Genomic DNA, 26106 nt, shown 5'->3' on the forward strand with positions numbered 1-26106 from the left:
GCCGGCCCGGGCCTGCAAGCCGCCGCCGCGGTCTGCGCCCGGGCCGGCCGGGACCTCACCGCGGCGGAGCGGGCTGAAGTATCTGAAAGAGTTCCCCGCCTTGGAGGTCTGCCCCAAGGCGGGGACCTGACGGCTACTCGGTGGAGAAGGCCGCGTCGAAGGCGGTGGCGGGCGGGGTGATGGAGTTGAGCTTGCGGATGTAGGACAGCGCCTCCTTGGCCCCGTCCAGCCGGTCCATCCCCGCGTCCTCCCACTCGATCGAGATCGGCCCTTCGTACCCGATCGAGTTGAGCGCCCTGAAGCAGTCCTCCCACGGCACGTCGCCGCGCCCCGTCGAGACGAAGTCCCAGCCGCGCCGCATGTCCGCCCACGGCAGGTGCGAGGACAGGCGGCCGCGGCGGCCGTCGCCGACGCGCATGCGCGTGTCCTTGCAGTCCACGTGGTAGATCCGGTCCTTGAAGTCCAGGATGAACCCGACCGGGTCCAGGTCCTGCCAGACCATGTGCGACGGGTCCCAGTTGAGGCCGAACGCCGGCCGGTGGCCGACGGCCTCCAGCGTCCGCACCGTCGTGTAGTAGTCGTAGGCGATCTCGCTCGGGTGGACCTCATGCGCGAAGCGCACGCCCACCTCGTCGAAGACGTCCAGGATGGGGTTCCAGCGGTCCGCGAAGTCCTGGTAGCCGGCGTCGATGACCGAGGCGGGCACCGGCGGGAACATGGCCACCGTGTGCCAGATCGACGACCCGGTGAAGCCGACGACCGTGTCCACGCCCAGCAGCGAGGCCGCCCGTGCGGTGTTCTTCATCTCCTCGGCGGCGGCCTGGCGTACCGACTCCGGATCCCCGTTGCCCCAAATGCGGGCCGGCAGGATGGCCTTGTGGCGCTCGTCGATGGGGTGGTCGCAGATGGCCTGGCCGACCAGGTGGTTGGAGATGGTCCACACCTTGAGGCCGTGCTTGTCGAGCTGGGCGCGCTTCTGCTCCACGTACGACGGATCCGCCATGGCCTGCGCCACGTCGAAGTGGTCACCGGAGCAGGCGATCTCGAGCCCGTCGTAGCCCCATTCGGCCGCCAGCCGGCACACCTCCTCGAACGGCAGGTCGGCCCACTGTCCCGTGAACAGCGTGACTGGTCGCATCGGTCAATCCTCCACGTTCGTGTAGCGGCTGCCCTCAGCCGCGCTCCGCTCGACCGCCTCCAGCACCCGCTGCACCCGCAGCCCGTCGGCGAACGACGGCGCGGGGTCGGCTCCGGTGGCGATCGCCTCCAGGAAGTCCTTGATCTCGTGGGTGAAGGTGTGCTCGTAGCCGAGCCCATGCCCCGGAGGCCACCAGGCGCCCACGTAAGGATGATCGGGTTCGGTGACCAGGATCCGCTCGAAGCCGCCGCCGCCAGAGCTGAACCACAGCTCGTTCATGGCCTCGAAATCGAAGGCCAGGCTGCCGAGCTGGCCGTTGATCTCTATGCGCATGGCGTTCTTGCGCCCGGTGGCGAAGCGCGTGGCCTCGAACGAGGCCAGCGCCCCTCCCGACATCCGGCCGATGAACAGCGCGGCGTCGTCGACGGTCACCTCGCCCACGGAATCAGTACGGGAGGCGCCCAGCCCGGCGGACTCCCCCGCCAGCGGACGCTGCTTGATGAAGGTCTCCGTCAGCCCCGACACGCCGACGACGTGCTGCCCGGTGATGAACTCGGCCGCGTCCACGATGTGCGAGCCGATGTCGCCGAGCGCCCCGGCCCCGGCCTTGTCCTTCTGCAGCCGCCACACCAGCGGGAACTCCGGATCGACGATCCAGTCCTGCAGGTATTGGGCCCGCACGTGCCGGATCTCGCCGAGCCGGCCCTCCTCGACGTACCGGCGGGCCAGCGCGACCGCGGGCACCCGCCGGTAGTTGAAGGCCACCATGCTCTTGCCCGTCGCCCCGGCCGCCGCCCGCACCATGGCCTCGGCCTCGGCGACGGTGTTGGCCAGCGGTTTCTCACAGATCACGTGCTTGCCCGCCGCGAGCGCGGCGATGGCGATCTCGGCGTGCGAGTCGCCGGGCGTGCAGATGTCGACGATCTGCACGTCGTCGCGCGCGACCAGCGCTCTCCAGTCCGTCTCGACGGCGGCCCAGCCGTGCTGCGCGGCGGCCGCTTCGGTGCGCTCCTTCGACCGGCCGGCGAGCACCGCCATGCGCGGCGCGAGCGGCAGGTCGAAGAAGGCCCCCACGCTGCGCCAGGCCTGGGAGTGGACACGGCCCATGAACGCGTAGCCGACCATGCCCACGCCGATGGTGGTCTTGTCTGACATGCAACCCCCGATCAGGATTCGAAGCCGAGTGCCAGGTACTTGTCGACGTTATCCTTGGTGATGGTCTCGGATGCGAGCGTGATGGACTGAGGCACCTGGTTTTCCACCAGATCACTCATGCCCTTGCCCTGCGCGATCAAGCGGGCCAGCTTGATGGCGGAGGAGGCCATCGTGGGGCTGTAGGTCACCGTGGCCTTCAGCACCGAGGTGCCCGACTGGATCTCCTTCATCGCGTTGAGCGAGCCGGCGCCGCCGACCATGATGAACTCGTTGCGGTTCGCCTCCTTGATGGCGGCGAGCACGCCCACGCCCTGGTCGTCGTCGTGGTTCCAGAGCGCGTCGATCTTCTTGTGCGCCTGGAGCAGCGACGTGGCCACCTGGTTGCCGGTCTCGACGGTGAACTTGGCGTCCTGCTTGGCCGTGACGCTGAACCCGTACGTCTTCAGCGCGTCGGCGAACCCCTTGCTGCGGTCCTGCGTGAGCGGCAGCGTGGCGATGCCCTGGATCTCCACGATCACCGGGTTGGCCACGCCCTTGTCCTTGAGCTGCTTGCCGATGAAGTGCCCGGCCGCCACCCCCATGCCGTAGTTGTCGCCACCGACCCACGTCCGATAAGCCAATTTGTCGGGAAATATCCGGTCGAGGTTGATGACCGGGATCCCCGCCTGCGTGGCCTGCAGCGCGACCTGGTTCAGCTGCTGGCCGTCGTTCGGCAGGATCACCAGCGCGCTCACCTTGGCCGCGATGAGCGACTCGACCGCGGAGATCTGCTGGTTGATGTCGTTCGTCGGCTCGACGGGCTTGAAATCGATGTCCGAGTATTGCTTCGCGGTGGCCTCGGCGTTCTTGGCGATCGCCGCGATCCACCCGTGGTCGGCGGCGGGAGCGGAGAAGCCGATGGTGACCTTCTGGCCCGGCTGGTCGTTGCCGCTGGCGGCGGGGGCTGGAGCGGGTGCCGCGCTGGCAGGCGCGGCCGCGGGCTCGTTGCTGGTGCAGCCGGCCGCTAAGAGTGCGGCTCCGCCGACGAGGAGTCCCCTGCGCCCGACGTTCTTCTCACTCATGGTGTTCTCTCCTTCAGGTTCCGCCGCTGGAGAAGGACGGCGACGACGATGATCAGGCCCTTGGCGATCAGCTGGTCGCTGGTGTTGAGGCCGTTGAGAATGAACAGGTTCGTGATGAGGGTGAAGATCAGCAGGCCCAGGATCGAGCCCATGATCGTGCCCCGGCCCCCGGTGAGCAGCGTGCCGCCGATGATCACGGCCGCGATGGCGTCGAGCTCGTACAGGTCGCCGTGGGTGGACGAACCTGTCGTCGTGCGGGCCATGATGAGGATGGCGGCGATGCCGCAGCACAGCCCGGACAGTGCGTAGAGCAGCATCGTGTGCCTGCGCACGTCGATCCCGGCCAGCCGGGCCGCCTCGGGGTTGCCCCCGACCGCGTACGTCCGCCGCCCGAACGTGGTCCGGTTGAGCAGGATCCACCCCAGCACCACGACCAGGGCGAAGATGTAGACCAGCAGCGGGACCCCGAGCACGCGCGTGGTCGACAGCTCGACAATGCCGGAATTGTCGGTCTGGATGAGCTGCGTCTTGCGGTCGGACATGCGCTGCGCCAGCCCGCGGGCGGCCACCAGCATGGCCAGCGTGGCGATGAACGGCACCAGCCGCCCGTACGCGATGAGCCACCCGTTGACCAGCCCCGCCCCGGTGCCGACGAGGATCGCGCACAACGCCATGATCCACGGCCCGTACGACTGCGTGGCCAGAGTCGTCGCCCACACCGAGGCCAGCGCCATGACCGCGCCCACCGACAGGTCGATGCCGCCACCGATGATCACGAACGTGGCCCCGACCGTGATGACGCCGATCGTGGCGGCCAGGGACAGGATGCTGACCAGGTTGGAGGTGGTGGCGAAGTTCTCCGGCCTGGTGACCAGGCCGACGATCACCAGTAGCGCCAGCGCGCCCAGCAGGCCGAGATGCCGCATCTCGCCGAGGGCGAAGCGGCGCGACACCGGGGGCGCGGGCGCTCCCGTACGCGGCCGGTCCGTTGCAGGCTCGCTCATCACGCCGCCCTCCCATTCATGATCATGTCGAGTACGCGGTGCTCGTCCAGCTCCGCGGCGTCGCCCTGGTGGATGACCGCCCCTTCGCGCAGCACGAGCACCCGGTCGGCCAGGCCCAGCACCTCTGGGACCTCGCTGGAGACCAGCAGCACGCCGATGCCCTGCTCGGCCAGGTCGTGGATCACCGCGTACAGTTCGGCCCTGGCGCCCACGTCCACGCCCCTGGTGGGCTCGTCCAGCAGGAGCAGCTTGCGGCCGCCGAGCAGCCAGCGGGCGAGCACGGCCTTCTGCTGGTTGCCGCCCGACAGCGTTCTGATCGGGCGGTCCGGATCGGGTGGCCGGATGTCCAGCATTTCCGACAGCCGCCGGGCCTCGGCCCGCTCGCGCTTGCGGTCGATCCAGCCGAATTTCGCGAACCCCGGCAGGGTCCCCAGCGTGATGTTGGCGGTGACGCTCTGGTCGAGAAGGAGCGCCTGGGCCTTGCGTTCCTCGGGGGCCAGGCCCATGCCGCGCCGGACGGCGCCGACCACGCCGCGGCGCACCGGGGCACCGTCTAACAGGACGCGGCCGGTGGCGGGGCGGGCGCCGTACACCGCCTCCAGGATCTCCGAGCGGCCCGAGCCGACGAGCCCGGCCAGGCCCACGATCTCGCCCGCCCGCACCGAGAACGACACATCGGCGAAGACGCCCGGCGAGGTCAGGTCCTCGACGCGGAGCACCTCGTCGCCGAGCGTGCGACCCCCTCGGGGCGGGAAGACGTATTCGACGTTCCTGCCGGTCATGAGGGAGACGATCTGCGCAGTGGGGGTGTCGCGGGCGGGCAGGCCCACGGCGACCGTACGGCCGTCCTTCAGCACCGTGACCCGGTCGCCGATCTCGCGGATCTCCTCCAGGCGGTGGGAGATGTAGACGACGGCCACGCCCTGGGCGGTGAGCTCGCGGATGATCCGGAACAGGTTCGCGACCTCGTCGTGGGCGAGGGCGGCGGACGGCTCGTCCATGATGATCAGGCGGGCGTCGTGGGAGAGCGCCCTGGCCATCGACACGACCTGCTTGGCCGCCGGCGACAGCCGGCCCACCTCCGCCGCCGGGCGGATCTCCGGGTGGCCGAGCCGTTCCAGCACCTCGCGGGCGGCCTTCCTGGCGGCCGCCCGGTTGACGAAGCCCAGGCGGGCGTGCTCGTGGCCGAGGAAGATGTTCTCCGCCACGGTGAGCCCGTCGACCAGGTCCAGCTCCTGGTAGATGGTGGCGAAGCCGAGCCTGATGGCGTCGATCGGGCTGCCCGGCCGCACCTCCCGCTCGTTGAAGACGATCGTGCCCTCGTCCGGCTGGTGCACCCCGGCCAGGACCTTGATCAGGGTGGACTTGCCCGCGCCGTTCTGGCCGAGCAGGCAGTGCACCTCGCCCGCCCGTACGTCCAGGTCGACCCCGTCCAGCGCGCGCACGCCGGGAAATTGCTTGACGATGCCCTTCATGACCAGCATCGGAGGTCCCTATCTTTCAGGCGTTGACGATGCGGTTGATGTTGTCCGGTGACAGGTAGTGCTCGATGGCGAGGATCCCCGCCCCGAGCGCGGCCGCGTTGATCCCCGTACGGCTCGGCGTGATCGACAGGTGGTGCGTGGCCAGCGGGAGTGACCTGCGGTAGACCGTCTCCCTGATCCCGGCCAGCAGGTGTTCGTGCACCCGCGACAGCGCGCCGCCGATGACGATGACCTCGGGGTTGAAGAAGTTGACCAGGCTGGCCAGCACCTCGCCGATGAGCCGGCCCGCCTCCCTGACCAGCCGCAGCGCCTGGGTGTTGCCGGTCTGTACGAGCCCGACGACGTCGGCGCCCGACTCGGCCGGCAGGCCCAGCTCGGTCAGCCGCCGCGCGATCGCCGCCCCGCCGGCCACGGCCTCCAGGCACGCGCTGTTGCCGCAGCGGCAGCCGGCGTCCTCGTGGCCGCTGACCCGGATGTGCCCGATGTCGCCCGCCGAGCCCTGAGCGCCCCTGTGCAGCTTGCCGTCGGCCACGATGCCGCAGCCGATGCCCGTGCCGACCTTGACGAACAGCAGGTGGCTCGTGCCGGAGAAGGCGTTGCGGTGCTCGCCCAGCGCCATCACGTTGACGTCGTTGTCGACCAGCACGTTGACGCCGTCGAAGTATTCGGGGACGGGGTAGTCGTTCCAACCCGGCATGATCGGCGGGTTGTTCGGCCGCCCGGTGGCGAACTCCACCGGCCCCGGCACCCCGATCCCCATCGCGCGCAGCGCCGAGCGCGGCCGCCCGGCCTCGCCGAGCAGCCGGTCGAGCCGCTGGTCCACGTGGCCGAGCACCTGCTCGGGGCCCTCGCCGATCAGCAGCCGGTCCTCGCACTCAGCCAGCACGTTGCCCGAGATGTCCAGCAACGCGACCCGGCAGTGCGTGGCGCCCAGGTCGACGCCCGCGAAGGCGTGGTCCTCGGTGTGCAGGCGCAACTGGCGAGGCGGCCTGCCGCCGGTGGACTCCCCGCTCTCGGTCTCCTCCACCAGGCCGCGCTCGATCAGCGCGTCGACCCGCTGGGAGATCGTGGATCTGGCCAGGCCGGTGAGCCTCGCCAGATCGGAACGGGTCGTCGCCGAGCCTGCGCTGATCAGCGTCAGCACGTCGGCCGCGGAGCCCGGCTGGGGGGTCATGCCGCGACAATAAGATCACCGATGCGGCAAATCAAGAGTGAGAATCGACCAAACTCCGCCGACTTTCGCCGAAGATCGAACAAAGACCGCCCACGCACCCCATAACCCGACATTTCGGGATCCATTCCGCCGCAAAACGAAGCCGGCCCCCGTCACAGACGGGGACCGGCCAGAGGCGCGTGGGAGCCGGTACGTCCTACAGCATCGCCTTCATCGAGTCGCCGGCCGTCAAGACGTAGGGTTGTTCGGCCATGACCAGCTCCCAGTTGGCCGCGATCGTCTCCGGCGTGAGCTCGTCGGACTTCCAGCCCGGCCCCTCGGCCACGAACACCCGTGCCACCCGGCCGCCCCCGACGGTGAACACCTCGCCGCTCACCTCGCAGGACTCGTGCACGAGGCAGGCCACCAGCGCGCTCACCCGCTCCGGCGCGAACTTGGCCTCGAACTCGGCGGGCAGCAGCGCCTCGGTCATCCGGGTCCAGGCGACGGGCGCGATGGCGTTGGCCTTGATGCCGTTGCGGGCGCCCTCGATGCCGAGCGTCTTGGTCAGCCCGACCAGCCCCATCTTGGCGGTGGAGTAGTTGGCCTGGCCGAAGTTGCCGAACAGCCCGGCCGGGCTTGAGGTGTTGACGACCCGCCCGTATCCGGCCGCCTTCATCAGCGGGTAGGCGGCGTGGCTGACCAGGAAGGACCCGCGTACGTGCACGGCGAGCACCGCGTCGAACTCCTCGGCCGTCATCTTCCCGAACGACTTGTCCCGCAGGATGCCCGCGTTGTTGACGACGATGTCCACCTTGCCGAACGCGTCCACGGCGGCCTGCACGATGGCCCGCGCCCCCTCCGGCGTGGCGACGTTGTCGGCGTTGGCGATGGCCTGCCCGCCGTTCTTCGTGATGAGCTCGGCCACCTCCACGGCGGGCCCGGCGGAGGCTCCCGTGCCGTCGAGCGCGCCCCCGAGGTCGTTGACGACGACCTTGGCGCCCCGCTCGGCCAGCAGCAGCGCGTGCGACCTGCCGAGGCCGTGTCCGGCCCCCGTGATGATCGCGACCCTGTCATCGAACCGAAGCATCGAACCTCCAACGCAGGAGAACAACGTTCTAGTACGAATCACGATAACCCGGCCGCGGCGCGCGCACAGCTCCGGCTCACCCGGATGAAGCCCGGCATTCGAATCATGTTCTACTAGTTCCATGAAGCTGAGCCGCGAGATCTCAGACGATGGCCGCTTCGTCCGGCAGTCGAGCCGTTTCACGGAACGCCTCGGCCCTCCCGAGCCCGGCCGCTACCGCCTCTACGCCTCCTACGCCTGCCCGTGGGCGCAGCGCGTGCTGATCGTACGGAAGCTGCTGGGCCTGGAGGACCTGCTGGACGTCACGATCGTCGACCCGATCCGGGATGAAAAGGGCTGGCGCATCCCCGGCGGCGACCCGGAGTACCTGTCGGAGCTCTACCACGCGACCGACCCCGGCTTCACGGGCCGCTACACCGTTCCGTGCATCTGGGACACCACGGAGAAGCGGATCGTCACCAACGACTTCAAGCAGATCACCCTCGATCTGGAGATGTCGTGGGGCACCTCGCCCAACCTCTATCCGGAACGCCTGCGCCCCGACATCGACATCATGAACGACCGGATCTACCACGGCCTCAACAACGCGGTCTACGAGGCCGGCTTCTCCCGGGACCAGCAGGTGTACGAGGAGGCGGTGGCGCGGGTCTTCACCACGCTCGACTTCCTGGAGGTACGCCTGGCGGAGTCGGCGTACCTCTTCGGCACGCTGACGGACAGCGACGTGCGCCTCTACACGACGCTGGCCAGGTTCGACACCGTCTACCACGGGCACTTCAAGTGCTCGGTCCGGCGGCTGATCGACTATCCGGCGCTGTGGGCGTACACGCGGAGGTTGTACGCGATCCCGGCCTTCCACGAGACCACCGACTTCGACCACATCAAGCGTCACTATTACCTCACGCAGCCGGACATCAACCCGAGTGGGATCGTGCCCGTGGGACCCGAGCTCGACTGGAGTCTGTAGCCACCGGCATCCGGACGAACAGCAGGGCCGAGGCGAGCATCACGGCCGCGGCGACGGCCCAGGCGGCGGCGACGCCCGCCTGGGCGGCCAGCGCGCCGAAGGTGAGGTTGGCCACGATCCCGCCGGACTGCAGGGACAGCGAGCTCGTGGAGGTCACGGTGGTGCGCTCGGCGGCGGTGACCGCGTTGTGCGTCATCTCCAGGGACAGCAAGCTGGTCACGGCGAGCCCGGCGAACAGGACGACGTAGCCCAGCGCGGCGGTCATGAGCCCGGAGGCGCCGCCGAGCCCCGCCGTGGCGGCCAGCGCGCCGACCGAGAGTGCGGTCAGCACCGTCCCGGCGATCGCGCCTCTGGCCGAGCCGCCCGCCAGCCGCGCCGCGCGGGGCGCCAGGGCGCTGCCGGCCGCGCTGCCCGCGAAGCCGAGCGCGGCGACGACGGCGTAGGCCATGCCGCCCGCCTCGGCCGCGCCGGCGAGCTGGGCCAGGCGACCGGGCGTGAGCAGCTCGATGGACACCAGCACCACGCCGGAGCTCGCGGCGGCGAGCATCAGGCGGCGCAGCACGGGAGCGCCGGTCGCCAGCCGCACGCCGGCGACGACCGTGACGGGCACCTCGCGCAGCACGCCGGACAAAGACCTGCGGGCGTGCGCCGGTTCGGGGAGCGCGAGCAGCACCACGACCAGCAGTACGGCCGCCGCGACCGCGCCGGCCAGGCTCGGCGCCGCCAGCGGGAACATCAGCCAGGACGGCACCAGGAGCGGCAGGCAGCCGCCGGCCAGCACACCGAGGCAGAGCGCGGCCGACTCCATGGCGCCGCCGCGGGCCAGGCCCGGTTTGAGGTCGGCGTCACGGCCTTCGATCTCGTGGAGTGTGTCGACGTACCAGGAGGTGGCGGGGCCGCTGGACAGCGCCCTGGCCACACCTTTGAGCACGACGCTCGCCAGGAACATCCAGAACGTCGTGGACATGCTCATCAGCGCCAGCCCCGCCACGAGGAACGCGGCGGCGGCGGCCAGCACCACGCGCCGCCCGACGACGTCGGCGAGGCCGCCGGTGGGCAGCTCGAGGCCGACGGTGACGATCCCGAACACGGTCATGGCCAGCCCGACCTGCGCCACGCTGAGACCTCTCTCGGTCATCAGCAGCACCATGGAGGCCATCATGAGCCCCAGGGGCAGCCAGGTCAGGAAGCTGACGAGCAGGTAGCGGCGTAACGCGGAGCGGGCGGTCATCGGTCGTCCCTTTCCGATCGGGAGAACGGCACGGCGCCCAGCCAGACATTGACCTGACGGGCATCGGGATGGTCGACGTATCGGGCGGCGAGGTCGAGCAGCAGCTCCGTGGCCTGCTCGGTGAACTCGCGCAGCGCGGCGGGCGGCAGCGTGAGGATGTGGTCGCTCATTCCGGACACGTCCACCCACTCGCGGGGCCACTCGGCGACGTCGAACTGCTCCATCACCCGCCCGACCAGCTCGGCCTGCCGCAAGTGCATGATCTTGACCGCCTCGCGCCCTTCGCCGGTGTCCGACATCTCGGCCGCGTCCCACGAGGTGTAGCGGTGGCGGGCCCGCCAGCGGCGCTCGCGGCCGTCGCGCTGCTCGGCGTCCTCCTCGATGAAGCCGAACTTGAACAACTCGCGCAGGTGGTAGCTGGTCGAGCCGGAGCTCTCGCCGACCTTGCGGCCCAGCTCGCTGGCGGTGGCCGGGCCGTCACGGCGCAGCAGGCCGAGCAGCCGGACCCGCAGCGGGTGGGCGACCACCTTGAGCACCTGCGGGTCACTGATCCTGTATTGCTCCTCCACACATCTCACGCTAGACCGCAAAGGCAATTTTGCAAAGGGAATTTTGCGGTACCCATCGCTCGTAAACTTGGCTTCGTGCTTGATGACATCTGGGTGGACGACGCCGTCTTCGAACTACGTCCGGACTTCGCGGTGCTGGTCATGACCGCGCACGGCCTGCGCAACGGCCCCAGCGACGACCGGTCCAGGGCCTGGCTGGCCGCGGCCGCCGAGGTGGAGGTGCAGACGGCGAAGATCGACGCGTGGAAGGACGCCTACCGCGCGTTCGGCGCCAAGCCGCAGCGGACCAGGCCTTCGGTCGACGCCCTCACCCGCAGGATGCCGCTGCCGGAGATCAACCAGGCCGTGGACGCGTACAACTCGATCAGCGTGAAGCACGCGCTGCCGATCGGCGGCGAGGACCTCGACCACTACGCCGGCCCGCCGCGGCTGCTCAGGGCCGCGGGCGACGAGGCGTCGGAGGAGGCACTGGGACAGCCGGAGCCCGGCGAGGTGATCTGGCGTGACGACCTCGGCGTCACCTGCCGGAGGTGGAACTGGCGCCAGGGGGTGCGCACCCGGCTCACCGAGGAGACGACCAACGCGATCTTCCTTCTGGAGCGGCTGGAGCCGATGTCGCTGGAGGAGCTCAAGGAGGCCGGCGAGGAGCTCGCCGATCTTCTGTCCGAGCTGTCGCCAGAGGTGCGGATCGCCAGCAGAGTGCTGTTTGATCGGAAATAAACCTCTCGCCACAGCGTTGATACCAAACGGTAATAAATGCGGCACCACCCGGGTTGACGAGGGGGGCGTGACCTCTTTGCGCTGTCCTGAGAGGATCGTTCGAGGCGGTAGGGCCACCCGGGCACGCGCCGCTGGTCGGGGCGAGTAGCCTTGGACCGGTTCTCTAACATCAACGCCGATCTGCGGAAGAGGGCGATTTCCGCCGTGTCGTCTGAGTCGTCGCGGACAAATCCGCTGGCAAGCTTTGGACAGAACGAGTGGCTTGTCGACGAGCTGTATCAGAAGTACCTCCAGGATCCCGAGTCTGTCGACAAGGCCTGGTGGAACTTCTTCGCTGACTACAACCCTGATTACGGACCGGGGCGAACCCCGGTAAGGGAGGCGGCGAACGGCACTGCGACCGCCCCCGCTCCCTCCCCGGCGCCACCCAAGGCGCCACCTGCGGCCGAGAAGCCGAAGCAGCCGGCCACTCCGGTGCCCAAGGGCGCCGAAGAGGTCAAGCTGCGCGGCGCCGCGGCACGCACGGCAGCCAACATGGACCTGTCGCTGTCGGTTCCGACCGCGACCAGTGTCCGGGCCATCCCGGCCAAGCTGCTGATCGACAACCGCATTGTGATCAACAATCATCTCAAGCGGGGTCGTGGCGGCAAGGTCTCCTTCACGCACTTGATCGGTTTCGCGATCGTCAAGGCGCTGAAGGCCATGCCGGAGATGAACTACTCCTACACCGAGGTCGACGGCAAGCCGACGCTGGTCAAGCCCGAGCACGTGGGCTTCGGTCTGGCGATCGACGTGCAGAAGAGCAACGGCGAGCGCCAGCTCCTCGTGCCCTCGATCAAGGGCGCGGAGGAGATGGACTTCCGGCAGTTCTGGATGGCCTACGAAGAGGTCGTCCGCAAGGCGCGGGCCGGCAAGCTGGGTGTCGACGACTTCGCCGGCACCACGATCTCCCTGACCAACCCCGGCACGATCGGCACCGTCCACTCGGTGCCGCGGCTCATGCCGGGCCAGGGCACGATCATCGGCGTCGGCGCGATGGAATACCCGGCCGAATACCAGGGCGCCGCTCCCGAGACGCTGTCTCGGCTGGCGGTCTCCAAGGTCATGACGCTGACCAGCACCTATGACCACCGGATCATCCAGGGTGCGCAGTCGGGCGACTTCCTGCGCCAGATCCACCGGCTGCTGCTCGGCGAGGACGGGTTCTACGACGAGATCTTCGAGGCGCTGCGGATCCCGTACGAGCCCGTCCGCTGGGTCCAGGACATCTCCGCCTCGCACGACGACGACGTGGCCAAGTCCGCTCGAGTGCTCGAGCTGATCCACGCCTACCGCGTGCGCGGCCACCTGATGGCCGAGACCGACCCGCTCGAGTACAAGCAGCGCAAGCACCCCGACCTCGACATCCAGTCGCACGGGCTGACGCTGTGGGACCTGGAGCGCGAGTTCGCGACCGGCGGATTCGGCGGCCGGCCGCTGATGAAGCTGCGCGAGATCCTGGGCGTGCTGCGCGACTCCTACTGCCGCACGGTCGGCATCGAGTACATGCACATCCAGAACCCCGAGGAGCGGGCCTGGATCCAGGCGCGGGTGGAGAAGCCGCACGCCTCTCCCGAGCGCGACGAGCAGCTCAACATCCTGTCGCGGCTCAACACCGCCGAGGCGTTCGAGACGTTCCTGCAGACGAAGTTCGTCGGCCAGAAGCGTTTCTCGCTGGAGGGCGGCGAGTCCCTGATCCCGCTGCTCGACTCGGTGATCAGCGACGCCGCCGACGAGGACCTGGACGAGGTCGTGATGGGCATGGCCCACCGCGGCCGGCTCAACGTGCTGGCCAACATCGTGGGCAAGTCCTACGCCCAGATCTTCGGCGAGTTCGAGGGCAACATCGACCCGCGCACGGCGCACGGCTCCGGTGACGTGAAATACCACCTCGGCGCGACCGGCATGTTCACCGCGCCGAGCGGCAAGACGATCACCGCCTCCGTGGTCGCCAACCCCTCCCACCTGGAGGCGGTCGACCCGGTGCTCGAAGGCGTCGTACGCGCCAAGCAGGACCTGCTGGAGCGCGGCGAGGAGGGCTTCACCGTCCTGCCGATCCTCATCCACGGCGACGCGGCCTTCGCGGGCCAGGGCGTCGTGGCCGAGACGCTCAACCTGTCGCAGCTGCGCGGCTACCGCACCGGCGGCACCGTGCACGTGGTGGTCAACAACCAGGTCGGCTTCACGACCTCGCCCGCCTCGTCCAGGTCGTCGGTCTACGCGACCGACGTGGCCCGGATGATCCAGGCGCCGATCTTCCACGTCAACGGCGACGACCCCGAGGCCGTGGTGCGCGTGGGCCAGCTGGCCTACGAATACCGCCAGGCGTTCCGCAAGGACGTGGTCATCGACCTGATCTGCTACCGGCGCCGCGGCCACAACGAGGGCGACAACCCGGCCTTCACCCAGCCGCTGATGTACGACCTGATCGACGCCAAGCGCTCGACTCGCAAGCTCTACACCGAGGCGCTGATCGGCCGGGGCGACATCACGGTCGAGGAGGCCGAGTCCGCGCTGCGCGACTACCAGGCCAAGCTGGAGCAGGCCTTCACCGAGGTCCGCGAGGCGGCCAAGAAGCCGCAGGAGGCCGCCGCGATGCGGGTGCCGCCGGCGGAGGTCGTCAAGTGGTCGCACGACGACACGCCGACGGCGATCACGCACGAGACGCTCAAGCGCATCGTCGACACCCAGCTCAACCTGCCCGACGGCTTCACGCCGCACCCGCGCCTGGCGCCGGTGCTGCAGCGCCGCGGCCAGATGGTCGAGCAGGACGCGATCGACTGGGCGATGGGCGAGACTCTGGCGTTCGGCTCGCTGCTGCTCGACGGGCACCCGGTGCGCCTGGTCGGCCAGGACTCGCGGCGTGGCACGTTCACCCAGCGCCACGCCGTCCTGGTGGACCGGATGACCGGGGCCGACCACACCCCGCTCAAGGTGTTCAACGAGGGCACCACGAAGTTCTACGTCTACGACTCGCTGCTGAGCGAGTTCGCGGCGCTCGGCTTCGAATACGGCTACAGCGTGGTCCGCCCGGATGCTTTGGTCGCCTGGGAGGCGCAGTTCGGCGACTTCGTCAACGGCGCCCAGACGATCATCGACGAGTTCATCTCGTCGGGCGAGCAGAAGTGGGGTCAGAGGTCCTCGGTCGTGCTGCTGCTGCCGCACGGTTTCGAGGGCCAGGGCCCGGACCACTCCTCGGCCCGCATCGAGCGGTTCCTGCAGGTCTGTGCGCTCGACAACATGACGGTCGCGCAGCCCACCACGCCGGCCAACTACTTCCACCTGCTGCGCTGGCAGGTGGAGTCGGAGCGGCACAAGCCGATGGTGGTCTTCACGCCGAAGTGGCTGCTGCGGCACAAGGCGGCCACCTCCAAGGCGTCCGACTTCACCTCGGGCACCTTCCAGCCGGTCCTCGGCGACACCACCGTGGACCCCGCCAAGGTCACCAAGGTCGTCCTGACCTCCGGCAAGCTCTACTACGAGCTGGCCGCGCAGCGTGACAAGGCGGGCCGCGAGGACGTCGCCATCGTCCGGCTGGAGCGCCTCTACCCGTTCCCGGGCGAGGAGCTGGCCGCCGAGCTCGCGCGCTACAGCGCGCAGGCGGAGCTGGTCTGGGCGCAGGACGAGCCGGTCAACATGGGGCCGTGGCCCTACCTGACGCTGAAGCTGGCCGAGGACCCGCAGACGCTGGGCGGACGGCCGCTGCGGCGGGTCTCGCGCACGCCCAACAGCTCGCCGGCGACGGGCTCGCACAACGCGCATGACACCGAGCTGGGGGACATCCTCCATCAGGTGTTCGGCTGATAGAGCCAACTGCTAAATTGGCAGTTGTTAGCAGCTAATTAGCAGCTAACAACTGCCAATTTTGGTAGGTGGTCAATGCGTCATGGTCGATGCTCAACCAGGACTACTGGCTGACGGAGTTCATCTCGATCTCTCGCATCCTGAAGAACGCGCCCGCTCGCTACGGCCGCAGCTTCCTGCACGTCGAGCAGGACGAGAACGATCTGACGTACTTCGTCATGTACCAGCTCGACGTGTTGCGCCGGGCCATCCAAGACCTGCACGCCTATCTCGACAGGAAGGCCGCGGAGACGCGGGAGGTCCAGGCGAGTCTGGCCCGCGGCCACAAGGGCGGCTTCAACGCCCGCCAGATAGCCTTGCTGACGCACGCCACAGGCCATCCGGCAGCCGAATACACCGTGGCATCCCATGCCGCCAATCACCAGGTCGTGTTGCAGACGGCCAGAACCGACCTGCGCGAGCTGGAGCATCGCGGTCTACTCGATAAAGTCAGGCGAGGGCGCGCCGATGCCTGGGTTCCGGCCGGCGATCTCGCCTCACGACTGCGTGGCGACTGAATGGGGAGCGATGTACTTCACCGATCGGGGGATCGAGGAACTTGTCGAGCGGCGGGGCGAGGAGGAGGTGAGCCTGCTGTGGCTGGGTGAGCGGCTGCGCGAGTTCGTCGACCTCAACCCCGAGTTCGAGACCCCGATCGAGCGGCTGGCCACCTGGCTGGCCCGGCTCGACGACGACGAGGACGACTAGGGGTCGACTGCTCGACACCGGCCGAACGCGATACATCTTGAGTTTTCGATAAACGCGACATATCGTGTTTATCGTAGGGACGTGTCGCCAGGAAGGCGGGGATCATGCAGCAGTGGACCATCGAGGCGCCGGAACAGCTGACCTTCGGCCCAGTGGAGTCGCTCGACGTGCGGATCGTCGCCGGGCGGCTGGCCGTGCTCGCCAGCGAGGGCCCACCGACACTGGAGGTGGCCGAGTTCGAGTCGGCCTCGCCGCTGCTGGTGACCTATGACGAGGACACCGGGGAGCTGGCGGTCACGTACAAGGATCTCACCTGGGACGGTCTGCTCGGCTGGCTGCGGCGCGACCGGCGCAGGACGGTCCTGACGATCACCGTGCCGAAGACCTGCGCCGTCAACGCGGGAGTGGTCTCCGCGCCCGCCGTGGTGGCCGGTTTCGAGAAGGCGACCCAGGTCAGGAGCGTGTCCGCGGAGATCGTGCTGGACGGGGTCAGCGGCGACGTCAGCGCCACGACCGTCTCGGGCCCCGTCGAGAGCCGGGCGATGGACGGCGATCTGGCGTTCAAGAGCGTCTCGGGGGACCTGACCGTGGCCGACGGCACACCGCGCCGGCTGAGGGCGAACACCGTCTCCGGCCGGATCACCGCCGATCTGGCGCTGAGACCCACCGGCCACGTGACGCTCAACAGCGTCTCCGGTGACATCCTGGTCAGACTGCCGGAGAACGTGGAGGCGGACGTCACGGCGAGGTCCACCTCCGGCCGGCTGGTCAGCACGTTCTACGAATTGTCCAACACGAGCGGCCCGGGCATGAAGACGCTGTCCGGGCGGCTGGGTGGCGGCATGGCCTCGCTGTCGGCGGTCACGGTCTCCGGCGAGGTCGCGCTGCTCAAGGGAGAGAAGGAATGAGCCCTGTTTTCGGTCACGGCCGGCTCCGGCTGTACCTGCTCAAGCTGCTGGAAGAGAGCCCCCGCCATGGCTACGAGGTCATCCGGCTGCTCCAGGACCGCTTCCTCGGCGTCTACTCGCCCTCCCCCGGCACGATCTACCCGCGCCTGGCCCGCCTGGAGGAGGAGGGCCTGGTGACGCACGAGGTGGTCGAGGGCAAGAAGGTGTTCTCGATCACCGACAAGGGCCGCGACGAGCTGAACGCCCGGCTCGACGAGCTCGACGACCTGGAGCAGGAGATCTCCGCCTCCGTGCGCGACATCGCCCGCGAGGTCAAGGAGGACGTCCGCGACACGGTCAAGTCGTTGCGCGACGAGCTGACGCGGATGGCCAAGGACGTCCGCACGGGCGCCCGCGAGGACCCCAGGCGCGTGCGCGAGCAGCAGAAAGAGGACTTCAGGCGGCTCAAGGAGCAGCAGACGCGGCAGTGGATGGAGCACGCCAACCACTGGCAGGACGAAGGCGAGCGGCTCACCGAGCAGTGGCGCAGCATCTGGACGCAGATCTGGGCCACGCTCGGGGGCGCGCCGCCCAGCCGCGCCGACCTCGACGCCGAGCTGGGCGAGCTGCTGGCCGACTTCGTCGCCAAAGCCCGGCAGGAGGCGTCGAACGCCCACCTGACCCCGGAGAAGCTGGCCGAGCTACGCACGGCCGTGGCCGACGCCGGCCGCCGCATCCGCGACATCCTGGAGCCGTAGCTCACGCGGAGCGGAGCTGCCGCTCCAGGCGGCGTGAGGCTTTGCGGGCGTGGTAGGCGATGGGCATGTAGCGCAGGCGTTCGGGCAGGCGTGGCAGCAGCATCGCCACCGCGTGCCCGAGATGCCGCAGCCGCCGCTCGTCGCGGCCCGTCCATCGCAGCCCCAGCTTCGCGCGTACGGCCGGCGGCAGCGTGCCGACGGTCACGAAGTGGTTGAACTCCCCCGATCCCACCCCCACCGGCGTCCACAGCCGGCGCAGCGGCCTGGGGAGCCCGGGCGGCGCCGGCGTGCCGCGCATGACCGCCAGCACCTCCAGCGCGGTCGGGTGCGGCTCCAGCCGGTGGGCCACCATCTCCTCGAAATACCGCCAGAACGCCTCCAGATCGGCCGGCATCTCCCGCTCCGGCACCCGCAGGATGGCGCCGAGTTGCCGCGACTCGGCATACAGCCGCCGCTGCTGCGCGACGGTGAACGGTGTGCCGAAATAGCGGTTGAGTGCGATGAATCGCTCGAACAGCGACAGGTGCACCCACGCCCATGCCTCGCCGTTCAGCGCGTGGTAGGGCCGCCCGTGCTCGTCCACGCCGCGGATCGGCCGGTGCAGCTCCCTGAGCCGCTCCCCCTCGGCCGGGCCGTCGGCGCCGCCGTACACCCACTTCTGGACGGAGGTGAGCGTACGGTCGAGCCGTCCCCACGGGTCGTTCTTGTACGTGGAGTGCTGCGCGACGGCGGCACCCACCGCCGGGTGCATCGTCTGGATGACCAGCGCGCTGCCGGCCACCAGCAGGTTGCGATATTCGCCCGCGGTGTCCCAGTGCATCGAACCCGGGCCGAAGGGCTCAACGTCCATGATGACGGCCTCCCGGTTGATACCACCTCACCTCTCCTGTATCACCCGGGAGCCACCGAAGTAACCATTCACTTATTCAGCCGGTAAAGATGATCTTTCCGAAAATCTCCCCTTCTGCCATGGCGGCAAACCCGTCCCGCGCGTCCGCCAGCGGCAGCGTCCTGTCGACGACGGGCCGCACGCCCGTCTGCTCCAGGAAGACGGCCAGGCGCTGGAGCTGGTCGCGGGTCCCCATCGTGGAGCCGACCACGGACAACTGCAGGAAGAAGACCCGGTTGAGGTCGGCGGGCGGGACCGCGCCACTGGTGGCGCCGCTGACGACGATGCGACCGCCAGGCCTGAGCGACTTGAGCGAGTGGTCCCAGGTGGCCTGGCCGACGGTCTCCATGACCGCGTCCACCCGCTCAGGCAGCCGCGCGCCCGACTCGAAGACCTGGTCGGCGCCGAGCTGAAGGGCCCGCTCCCGCTTGGCTTCGGAGCGGCTGGTGGCCCACATCCGGTAGCCGCCGGCCCGGCCGAGCGCGATCAGCGCGGTGGCGACGCCGCCCCCGGCGCCCTGCACCAGCACGGTCGAGCCAGGCTCCAGGCCGCTCTTGTCGAACAGCATGCGGTACGCGGTCAGCCAGGCCGTGGGCAGGCAGGCGGCGTGCTCGAAGCTGAGCCCGGCCGGCTTGGGCACGAGGTTGCGGCGTGGCACGGCAACGCGCTCGGCGAACGTGCCGTCGTACACCTCCGACAGCAGCGAGCGCTTGGGATCGAGCGTCTCGTCCGCGCCCGTGCCGATCACGGCGTGCACGATGACCTCGTTGCCGTCCTCGTCCACGCCGGCGGCGTCGCAGCCGAGCACGATCGGCAGCCGGTCCTGCCGGATGCCGACGCCTTTGAGCGTCCACAGGTCGTGGTGGTTGAGCGCGGCCGCACGTACGGAGACGGTCGTCCATCCGTCCGGCGTCTTCGGCTCCGGGCGCTCTCCGAGGGTCAGGCCGGCGAGCGGATTGTCGGGGTCGGTCTGTGTGGCGGTTACGGCGAACATGGCCGCACCCTACTAACCCACCCGCCGCCCTTCAGCGATCCTTCAGCGTGACTTTGATCCCCTTGATCGCTTTCTCGCGGAACCAGTCCGCCCCCGTGACCGCGACCCGCACGTCGCCCCGGCACACCGACTCGGCGGGACGCCCGCCCCCGCCGATCGCGAACGGCGTCCTTTCCTTCTTCGCGCAGCCGGGCGTGGGCACGAGCGCGACCATCTCCCTCTCCCCGCCGCCGAACCACAGCTGCGGCCCGACCGGAGTGCCCTGCGCGGTGTCCCCCGGTTTGGCCAGCCGTACCGCTCCTGTGGCCGACAGCACCAGGTAACCGTCCTTCGTCACCCTTCCCGACAACCGCTGCGCGAGGGCCACCCGCTGGTCGAACGTCAGGCCGCGGCCCCGGTCGTACATCGCCAGCCGCCACTTCCCGAACGCGAACAGCAGCACCTGCCCGTAGGAGCCGCTTCCGGCCTGGCGCGGCCACAGGGTGACGTGGGGCGCGTAGTTCCTGATCGGCTGGCCGCCCCGGGTGATCTCGAGCTCGCCGCTGTACGGGACCACGAACTGGCGGAATCTGCCGTCGATCCACGCCCCTTGAAACGGCCGGGACCCCATGCCGGCGAGATCGAGCTCGGCCGGATAGCGCACCTCGGCCCGCACACCGTGCGGGAACACCACCTCGATGACCTCGTCGTCGCCCTTGTCCCTGGAGGGGACCTGCAGGAGGTTGGGCGGGTTGTCGAGCCGGGTCAGGGACCTGATGGGCTCCGGGGTGGCCACCGGTGGGGCCGGCTGAGGCGCGGGCTCTCGGCTGGCGAGCAGGCCGACGACGGGCACGAGGAGGAGCGCCACCACCGCCACCAACCCGATCCACCGGCGGCGGCCGCGCTCGCCTACCTCGATCACGTCGAACCGGTCGGCCACGACGTTCCTCGCCGTTCTTTGCCGAGTAGTTGTGGGCTTGCGCCCTCGCCTCAAGTTCAGTTGACCGGCGACCGCCAGCGCAAGCCCTCGAACCTGGCGAAATCCTTGTCGCAGGTTACAAATTCACAACCGTGCTCGATGGCGAGTGCGGCGAGGTAGGCGTCGGGGATGAGCTTGCCTCGCGCATCGGCTTTGAGGCACAGCTTGACGAAGATCTCCCAGTGTCGCGGACCGGCATGCACCACGACCGCATGCCGCTGGTGGCGGACGCTGTCGGCGAACTCCCGAGCGACGTCGAATGAGGTGGCGCCAGGGATGCGCGGATTGGTCACCACGCGGATGAAGCCGTTGAGCGCGAAGTCGCTGACGGCGTAAGCCTCGTCGCCTTGCAGGAGCTCCGCGAGGACGGCATGGCACTGCTCATGATGTTCGAAGTCACGCCGCTGCGCGTTGACGAGGACGTTCGTGTCAAGCATGCGCATGGCCGGCTCCCAGCACGCGCTCGATGTCCTCCTGCTCGAGGATCTCCTTCATCTCGGCCCAGGTCAGCTTGGGACCAGAGGCGGATCCGGAGACGGGCAGCTTGATCGGGGGCCGCTCCGCCACTTCTGTAGAGCGGTTGATGAGTTGCCTCAAGGCATCCTCCATCACTGAGTTGAGACTGCGTCCGTTTCGTGCCGCGTACGCCTTCGCCTCGTTGAGGAGCGTCTCGTCGATGCGCACCGTTGTCCTCCGCATGGCTCCAGCGTCCGCCGGTGACATAAAAATGTCAACCCCGGAGCGTAGCCACGTCGTCACAAGTTGGCAACCACTTTACCTCTCCGCTCAACTCCACGTCCCATTCGTCCAATATCAGACATCCGCGAACTTTGCGCCCGAGGATGCCAACGGGACAGGCGTTGCCCGTACGCACGAAAAGCAATGAGCGTCCAACGGAAGCGACTTCTGATAATTGGCGTTACCGCTGTTGCGAGAGACCACCCGGCACCCCGCCCAACCTGCGGAAATGCCTTCCAGGAATATCTGCGCTCTCGCGTCTCCATAACGAAATGGAACCGTCCCATGCTTTCTGACGTCGCTTCCTGGCCGCCGCTTCGCGCCATTCATTAGCGTTCCGATCGTTTTCCTGGCCCACCGGGGCGCAGCACCCCGCTCTGGGCCGCCGAGAACTGAAAGGAGCTCCATGCATTCCCGAGCAAGGCGCATCGCGATCCCGCTCGCCGGCCTGGTGGCCATCGTGCCGGCCGCGGGAACGGTCAGCGGCCCCGCGAACGCGACGGCACCTCCTGACGTCGTGTCGAAGAACGCGGAAACCCCGGCCGAGCAGGCGATCCAGTTCTGGACGCCGGACCGGATCAAGCTGGCCACCGACTACGACGACGCCCTCGACCTGTCCTCCAAAGGCGTCAAAGGCAGCAACGACGCCCCCGACGGCCCGCCCGGCTCCGTTCCGCCGATCGGCGAGGACAAGACGAAGACCAAGAAGAGCAGGCACGTCAACCTGCCGAACACCGTCGGCCGCGTGTTCTTCACCCTGCCGAAGGCCGACCCGCGCAATCCGAAGAACTGGCGTTACTGCTCGGCCAGTTCGCTACAGGGCAAGTACCGCAACCTCGTGGCGACCTCGGCCCACTGCGTGTACGACACCAGAAAGAACACTTTCTACGACAACTGGATCTTCATTCCGTCGTACTGGGACGGCGACAAGATCTGGGAAGGCAAAGCGCCCTATGGCATTTACGCCGCCAAGACCTTCAACGCGCACGACGATTTCGTGGTGAAGGAGGACTACGACTACGACTACGCGTTCGTCAACGTCTACAACGGCATCAAGGTCAAGTGGGAGAAGGCCGGCCATCGGTGGCGGTGGACCGTCGAGAACGTCGGCCGGCTCGGTGACAACGTCGGCGGCCAGGGCTTCACCTGGAACCGCAGCACGAAGCTGAACGTGTTCTCGTTCGGCTACCCGGCGGGCAGGCACGCCGACGGCGACAAGCCGTTCACCGGCCGCACAATGAAGTACTGCTACGGCAAGACCAAGCCGATGCCCGAGGCCAGGACGTACAACCTGCAGGAGCACATCGGCTTCGCGTGCTCCTTCACCGCCGGCGCCAGCGGAGGTCCGCTCCTCTCCGACTACAAGAGCGCCTCGCGCGCCGGCTACCTGGCCGGCGTCAACAGCGTGGCGTGGGACACCGACGGCAACGACCGCTACGACCACATCTCGTCGCCGTACTTCAACACCGACACCTACAAGGTCTACAAGGCCGCCGCGAACCGGTGGACCGGCAACATGCCGTGACAACTCGGCACCCTAGGCCCCGGCTCCGCGCGGATCCGAGACCTCTCCTTCGAGCGGCGTACGCACTGGAGCAGGCGATGAAAAGTGCGGAATTCGACCACGCAGGGATCACGCACCATCATCCTGACCTGCGGCGATGATGCATCACTAATGATCATTTAGACGTATCAGAGTGGTCGGCTGACGATGTCCTTATAGTTCGATGTGCAACCTAGATCAGGTAACGAATCCCTATCCGAGCTGCAATACAGTCTGCACATCTGGAAAAATCCAACCTTACGACGCTAAGAAAGGCTTTTCCATGATCTCCCGGGCCAGACACGCGGTGGTCGCTGCGCTCAGCAGCGCGCTGCTGCTTGTGCCTGCCTTCACGGGGATCGCCAGCGCCGCACCCGACAGCAAGGTGTCCGCCGTCCAGCTTGCCACGACCGCCGCGGACGTGAAGAAGGTCGCCGACTACTGGAAGCCCGACCGGCTCAAAGAGGCCGACGACTACAGCCCGGCCACGCCCGGCGCCGCCCAGCCCACCGCGACGGCCAACCCCGCCACGGCCCCCTCCGGCCAAGCCGCGTCCGCCGTCCCCTCCGTGGTCAAGCGCTCGACCGCCGCGCGCAGCACCGCGCCCGCTCTGCCGCGCAAGGGCCCCAAGGTCGCCAGGACCATGGGCAAGGTCTTCTTCCGGTTCGGCGACAAGGAGTACTGGTGCTCCGCCAGCTCCGTCGCCGCCAGGAACCGCAGTGTGGTCGCCACGGCCGGGCACTGCGTGTACGACCCGCGGCAGGCCAAGGCGGCCGAATACTGGATCTTCGTACCGAACCCCGGGCCCAACGGCGAAACGCCCAACGGCATCTACGTGGGCTCCTCGGTCAGCATGCACGAGGACTGGGCGGGCAAGGGCGACTACGACTACGACTACGTGTTCGTGACCGTGCACCGCGGCTTCACCTGGGCGTCCAAGAACGGCCAGTACGTCATGGAGGACGTCGGCCCGCTCCAGGACAACGTGGGCGGCCTGGGTCTCGAGCTGAACAAGAGGCTGACCACGTACTCGGTGGTCCCGTTCGGTTACCCGGCCGGCACCCAGCCCGACGGCACCCGCCCGTACAACGGCAAATCCCTGCAGAGGTGCGTCAACGGCACCACCCGCTGGACCGACGCTCCCAGCCTCGACCTGCAAAAAGGCGTGCAGTTGCAGCCGTGCGACTTCAGCCCCGGCGCCAGCGGCGGGCCCTGGGTGATCGGGTACGACGAGGAGCGCGGGACCGGCAGTCTGAACGGCGTCAACAGCCTGACCTGGAACCGGGACGCCAAGGGCCGGTACGACGCGGTGTCGTCGCCGTACTTCGACACCGACACCGGAGAGGTTTACCGACGCGCCGCCGCGCAGACCACTCCGGCAAATGTGACGTAAGTCATATGCAACCGATCAGTCACTGCCCGTGATCAGCCCTAACGCCCGTCTCAGGACGGTCACGGCGATCCTTTGGAACGCTGACATGATCTACCTAAAATTCACACATCCATGGTCAACACGGTAAGTTCCGGACTGTCGTTTGCTGAGTTTTGGAGGTGCACAAGGCGCCTCATGTCAGCGCAACCTGGAGTTACCTTGAAGCGAATCCTTCTTCCCTCCGCCGGCGCCGTTCTGGCGACCGGTCTGCTCGCCGCAGGCCTGACCGGAACCGCGCAGGCCGACGGGGACGTCGCCAACGACCCGATGGCCAGCAACAGCTCTCAAGCCGCCTCCGTCGCCTCCTTCTGGCTGGCGTCGAACGGCGCCGCCCTCCGCGCCGCGACGCAGTACACGTGGGACTCCAAGGAAGTGCGGAAGGTCGTCTCCAAGGGCGGCGCCGACCCCGACGGCCGCCCCGGCACCACGGCCCCCACCGGTGAGACGAAGTCCACCGGCAAGGCCCAGAACGTGAACCTCCCCAAGACCATCGGCAAGGTCTTCTTCGTCGACGGCTCCGGCAAGTTCCGCTGGTGCTCGGCCACCTCCGTCCAGTCGAACTACCGCAACCTGGTCTCCACCGCTGGCCACTGCGTGTACGACACGGACAGCAACAGCGCCCTCCTGGACAACTGGGTCTTCGTCCCGGGTTACTACCAGGGCAAGGCTCCCTGGGGCATCTACGTGGGCAAGCAGGCCTTCACCCACTACGACTTCGACGTCTACGAGGACTACGACAAGGACTACGCCTTCGTCACCGTCTACAACGGCATCCTCTACAACGGCGCCAAGCAGGTGGACCGCAAGGACTTCGAGCGCTTCACCGGCCCGAAGAAGGCCTGGGGCGGCCACTACTACATCTTCCTGTCGAAGGACGCCGGCCGCCTCGGCGACAACGTCGGCGGCCAGGGCTTCGCCTGGAACCAGCCCACCGGCAAGCCGGTCCGCGCCTTCGGCTACCCCGCGGCCCCGCACCCCGACGGCGACAAGCCGTACAGCGGCGTCACGCCGAAGACCTGCTACGGCACCACCACCGCCAAGACCGTCGGCGCCTCCTGGCTCAAGATCGAGGAGCACATCGGCCTCAAGTGCGCCGTGACTCCCGGCTACGACGGCGGCCCGTGGCTGACGAACTACAGCAACGCCAAGCGCCTCGGCTACGTCAACGGCGTCACCAGCACGTTCGCTGACCAGGACGGCAACGACCGCGTGGACTACATCACGTCCCCGTACTTCGACGGCGAGACAGCCGCGGTCTACAACGCCGCCAAGAACGTCTGGTCCGGCAAGATCGTCGGCCCGAACGGCGAGCTCTACAAGTAACCCTTCCAGGGCAAAGTGAGGGCCTCAAGGTGCCGAGGCCCTCACTTTGCTTTTCTGGCTTTTCGGGAAGCACCGGGCCCGCATGCACGGCCTTCCGCCATGGGGGCGCTCCGCGCCCTGGGAGAGCTCCAGACAGCATTCCCCAAGAGGGCTCCGCCCCCTTCCAATCCCCTCAAACCACGCTCGCTCCGCTCGCCTGAGCCCGCCCCTTGCCCGGTTACGTGGTTGGCCTGCGGAGCCCACCCCGAGCCGACCCCGCTGTCGCTCGGACTGTCCTTCCTGGGACGCGCCTCTTCCGAGCAGACCTGCTCCGGACGCCTGAATCGAGACCAGTGCTTCCAAAGCATTGTGATCACAAGCGTTGCGTCTCTCCTCTGAGTCCGTCATGCAAGCTCGCTCACAAGGGGCACCCTGTAGCTATG

24 protein-coding genes are annotated in these 26106 nt (G+C 68.4%); 10 read left to right on the forward strand and 14 right to left on the reverse strand.

The features are described 5' to 3' along the window. Window positions 1-133: 133 nt before the first annotated feature. From ACTMTI_RS13630 to ACTMTI_RS13660, 7 genes are all read right to left on the reverse strand, one after another. Window positions 134-1138, reverse strand: coding sequence for a sugar phosphate isomerase/epimerase family protein (locus tag ACTMTI_RS13630; RefSeq protein ID WP_441120649.1), 1005 nt, complete (start codon window positions 1136-1138; stop codon window positions 134-136). Between the two features lie 3 nt (window positions 1139-1141). Next, window positions 1142-2293, reverse strand: coding sequence for a Gfo/Idh/MocA family protein (locus ACTMTI_RS13635; RefSeq protein WP_441120650.1), 1152 nt, complete (start codon window positions 2291-2293; stop codon window positions 1142-1144). Window positions 2294-2304: 11 nt separating this feature from the next. After that, the gene (locus tag ACTMTI_RS13640; protein ID WP_441120651.1) at window positions 2305-3354 is read right to left on the reverse strand and encodes an ABC transporter substrate-binding protein; all 1050 of its coding nucleotides are present in this window, start codon (window positions 3352-3354) and stop codon (window positions 2305-2307) included. After that, a complete protein-coding gene (locus ACTMTI_RS13645) occupies window positions 3351-4358 on the reverse strand; it encodes an ABC transporter permease (protein ID WP_441120652.1) in 1008 nt (335 codons plus the stop codon). The genes ACTMTI_RS13640 and ACTMTI_RS13645 overlap by 4 nt, the downstream gene beginning before the upstream one ends. After that, window positions 4358-5842, reverse strand: coding sequence for a sugar ABC transporter ATP-binding protein (locus tag ACTMTI_RS13650; RefSeq protein WP_441120653.1), 1485 nt, complete (start codon window positions 5840-5842; stop codon window positions 4358-4360). Before ACTMTI_RS13650 ends, ACTMTI_RS13645 begins: the two co-directional genes overlap by 1 nt. A gap of 16 nt (window positions 5843-5858) precedes the next feature. Then, window positions 5859-7016: an ROK family transcriptional regulator gene (locus tag ACTMTI_RS13655; protein ID WP_441120654.1), complete on the reverse strand. Its 1158-nt coding sequence runs from the start codon at window positions 7014-7016 to the stop codon at window positions 5859-5861. A 196-nt stretch (window positions 7017-7212) separates the two neighbouring features. Beyond that, window positions 7213-8085, reverse strand: coding sequence for an SDR family NAD(P)-dependent oxidoreductase (locus ACTMTI_RS13660; protein WP_441120655.1), 873 nt, complete (start codon window positions 8083-8085; stop codon window positions 7213-7215). A 121-nt stretch (window positions 8086-8206) separates the two neighbouring features. Here ACTMTI_RS13660 and ACTMTI_RS13665 point away from each other — a divergent pair, with 121 nt between their 5' ends. Next, window positions 8207-9052, forward strand: coding sequence for a glutathione S-transferase family protein (locus tag ACTMTI_RS13665; protein ID WP_441120656.1), 846 nt, complete (start codon window positions 8207-8209; stop codon window positions 9050-9052). On the opposite strand, the gene ACTMTI_RS13670 is transcribed toward ACTMTI_RS13665, so the two are convergent. Further along, complete coding sequence (locus tag ACTMTI_RS13670; protein WP_441120657.1) at window positions 9000-10283, reverse strand: MFS transporter; 1284 nt, start codon at window positions 10281-10283, stop codon at window positions 9000-9002. The two genes, ACTMTI_RS13665 and ACTMTI_RS13670, sit on opposite strands and share 53 nt — an antisense overlap. Then, a complete protein-coding gene (locus ACTMTI_RS13675; RefSeq protein ID WP_441120658.1) occupies window positions 10280-10852 on the reverse strand; it encodes a winged helix-turn-helix domain-containing protein in 573 nt (190 codons plus the stop codon). Before ACTMTI_RS13675 ends, ACTMTI_RS13670 begins: the two co-directional genes overlap by 4 nt. A gap of 75 nt (window positions 10853-10927) precedes the next feature. Here ACTMTI_RS13675 and ACTMTI_RS13680 point away from each other — a divergent pair, with 75 nt between their 5' ends. The 6 genes from ACTMTI_RS13680 to ACTMTI_RS13705 all read left to right on the forward strand — a co-directional run bounded on the left by ACTMTI_RS13680 (window position 10928) and on the right by ACTMTI_RS13705 (window position 17807). Continuing rightward, a complete protein-coding gene (locus ACTMTI_RS13680) occupies window positions 10928-11572 on the forward strand; it encodes a B3/B4 domain-containing protein (protein WP_441120659.1) in 645 nt (214 codons plus the stop codon). Window positions 11573-11776: 204 nt separating this feature from the next. Continuing rightward, on the forward strand, window positions 11777-15415 hold the full coding sequence (locus tag ACTMTI_RS13685; protein ID WP_441120660.1) for a multifunctional oxoglutarate decarboxylase/oxoglutarate dehydrogenase thiamine pyrophosphate-binding subunit/dihydrolipoyllysine-residue succinyltransferase subunit: 3639 nt from the start codon (window positions 11777-11779) through the stop codon (window positions 15413-15415). A gap of 89 nt (window positions 15416-15504) precedes the next feature. Then, window positions 15505-15972, forward strand: a complete 468-nt coding sequence (locus ACTMTI_RS13690) for a hypothetical protein (RefSeq protein ID WP_441120661.1) — start codon at window positions 15505-15507, stop codon at window positions 15970-15972. Window positions 15973-15982: 10 nt separating this feature from the next. Continuing rightward, window positions 15983-16162, forward strand: a complete 180-nt coding sequence (locus ACTMTI_RS13695; RefSeq protein ID WP_080045373.1) for a DUF6104 family protein — start codon at window positions 15983-15985, stop codon at window positions 16160-16162. A 104-nt stretch (window positions 16163-16266) separates the two neighbouring features. After that, window positions 16267-17070, forward strand: coding sequence for a DUF4097 family beta strand repeat-containing protein (locus tag ACTMTI_RS13700; RefSeq protein ID WP_441120662.1), 804 nt, complete (start codon window positions 16267-16269; stop codon window positions 17068-17070). Next, on the forward strand, window positions 17067-17807 hold the full coding sequence (locus ACTMTI_RS13705) for a helix-turn-helix transcriptional regulator (RefSeq protein ID WP_441120663.1): 741 nt from the start codon (window positions 17067-17069) through the stop codon (window positions 17805-17807). Before ACTMTI_RS13700 ends, ACTMTI_RS13705 begins: the two co-directional genes overlap by 4 nt. Window position 17808: 1 nt before the next feature. On the opposite strand, the gene ACTMTI_RS13710 is transcribed toward ACTMTI_RS13705, so the two are convergent. The 5 genes from ACTMTI_RS13710 to ACTMTI_RS13730 form a co-directional block, all read right to left on the reverse strand. Beyond that, window positions 17809-18657, reverse strand: coding sequence for an oxygenase MpaB family protein (locus ACTMTI_RS13710; RefSeq protein ID WP_441120664.1), 849 nt, complete (start codon window positions 18655-18657; stop codon window positions 17809-17811). A 76-nt stretch (window positions 18658-18733) separates the two neighbouring features. After that, window positions 18734-19690, reverse strand: a complete 957-nt coding sequence (locus tag ACTMTI_RS13715) for a zinc-binding dehydrogenase (protein WP_441120665.1) — start codon at window positions 19688-19690, stop codon at window positions 18734-18736. A 31-nt stretch (window positions 19691-19721) separates the two neighbouring features. Continuing rightward, window positions 19722-20609: a hypothetical protein gene (locus tag ACTMTI_RS13720; protein ID WP_441120666.1), complete on the reverse strand. Its 888-nt coding sequence runs from the start codon at window positions 20607-20609 to the stop codon at window positions 19722-19724. A gap of 56 nt (window positions 20610-20665) precedes the next feature. Then, window positions 20666-21091 (reverse strand): type II toxin-antitoxin system VapC family toxin, encoded by a 426-nt coding sequence (locus tag ACTMTI_RS13725; protein WP_441120667.1) that lies wholly within the window; start codon window positions 21089-21091, stop codon window positions 20666-20668. Beyond that, the gene (locus tag ACTMTI_RS13730; RefSeq protein ID WP_441120668.1) at window positions 21078-21332 is read right to left on the reverse strand and encodes a hypothetical protein; all 255 of its coding nucleotides are present in this window, start codon (window positions 21330-21332) and stop codon (window positions 21078-21080) included. Before ACTMTI_RS13730 ends, ACTMTI_RS13725 begins: the two co-directional genes overlap by 14 nt. 460 nt (window positions 21333-21792) lie before the next feature. Between ACTMTI_RS13730 and ACTMTI_RS13735 the strand changes: the two genes are divergently transcribed. The 3 genes from ACTMTI_RS13735 to ACTMTI_RS13745 all read left to right on the forward strand — a co-directional run bounded on the left by ACTMTI_RS13735 (window position 21793) and on the right by ACTMTI_RS13745 (window position 25684). Beyond that, window positions 21793-22911: a trypsin-like serine peptidase gene (locus ACTMTI_RS13735; protein WP_441120669.1), complete on the forward strand. Its 1119-nt coding sequence runs from the start codon at window positions 21793-21795 to the stop codon at window positions 22909-22911. Window positions 22912-23212: 301 nt separating this feature from the next. After that, a complete protein-coding gene (locus tag ACTMTI_RS13740) occupies window positions 23213-24322 on the forward strand; it encodes a trypsin-like serine peptidase (RefSeq protein ID WP_441120670.1) in 1110 nt (369 codons plus the stop codon). Between the two features lie 198 nt (window positions 24323-24520). Beyond that, a complete protein-coding gene (locus tag ACTMTI_RS13745; RefSeq protein ID WP_441120671.1) occupies window positions 24521-25684 on the forward strand; it encodes a trypsin-like serine peptidase in 1164 nt (387 codons plus the stop codon). Window positions 25685-26106 lie beyond the last annotated feature (422 nt).

The sequence above is a fragment of the Nonomuraea sp. H19 genome (genome assembly GCF_052068215.1).
GTDB lineage: Bacteria > Actinomycetota > Actinomycetes > Streptosporangiales > Streptosporangiaceae > Nonomuraea.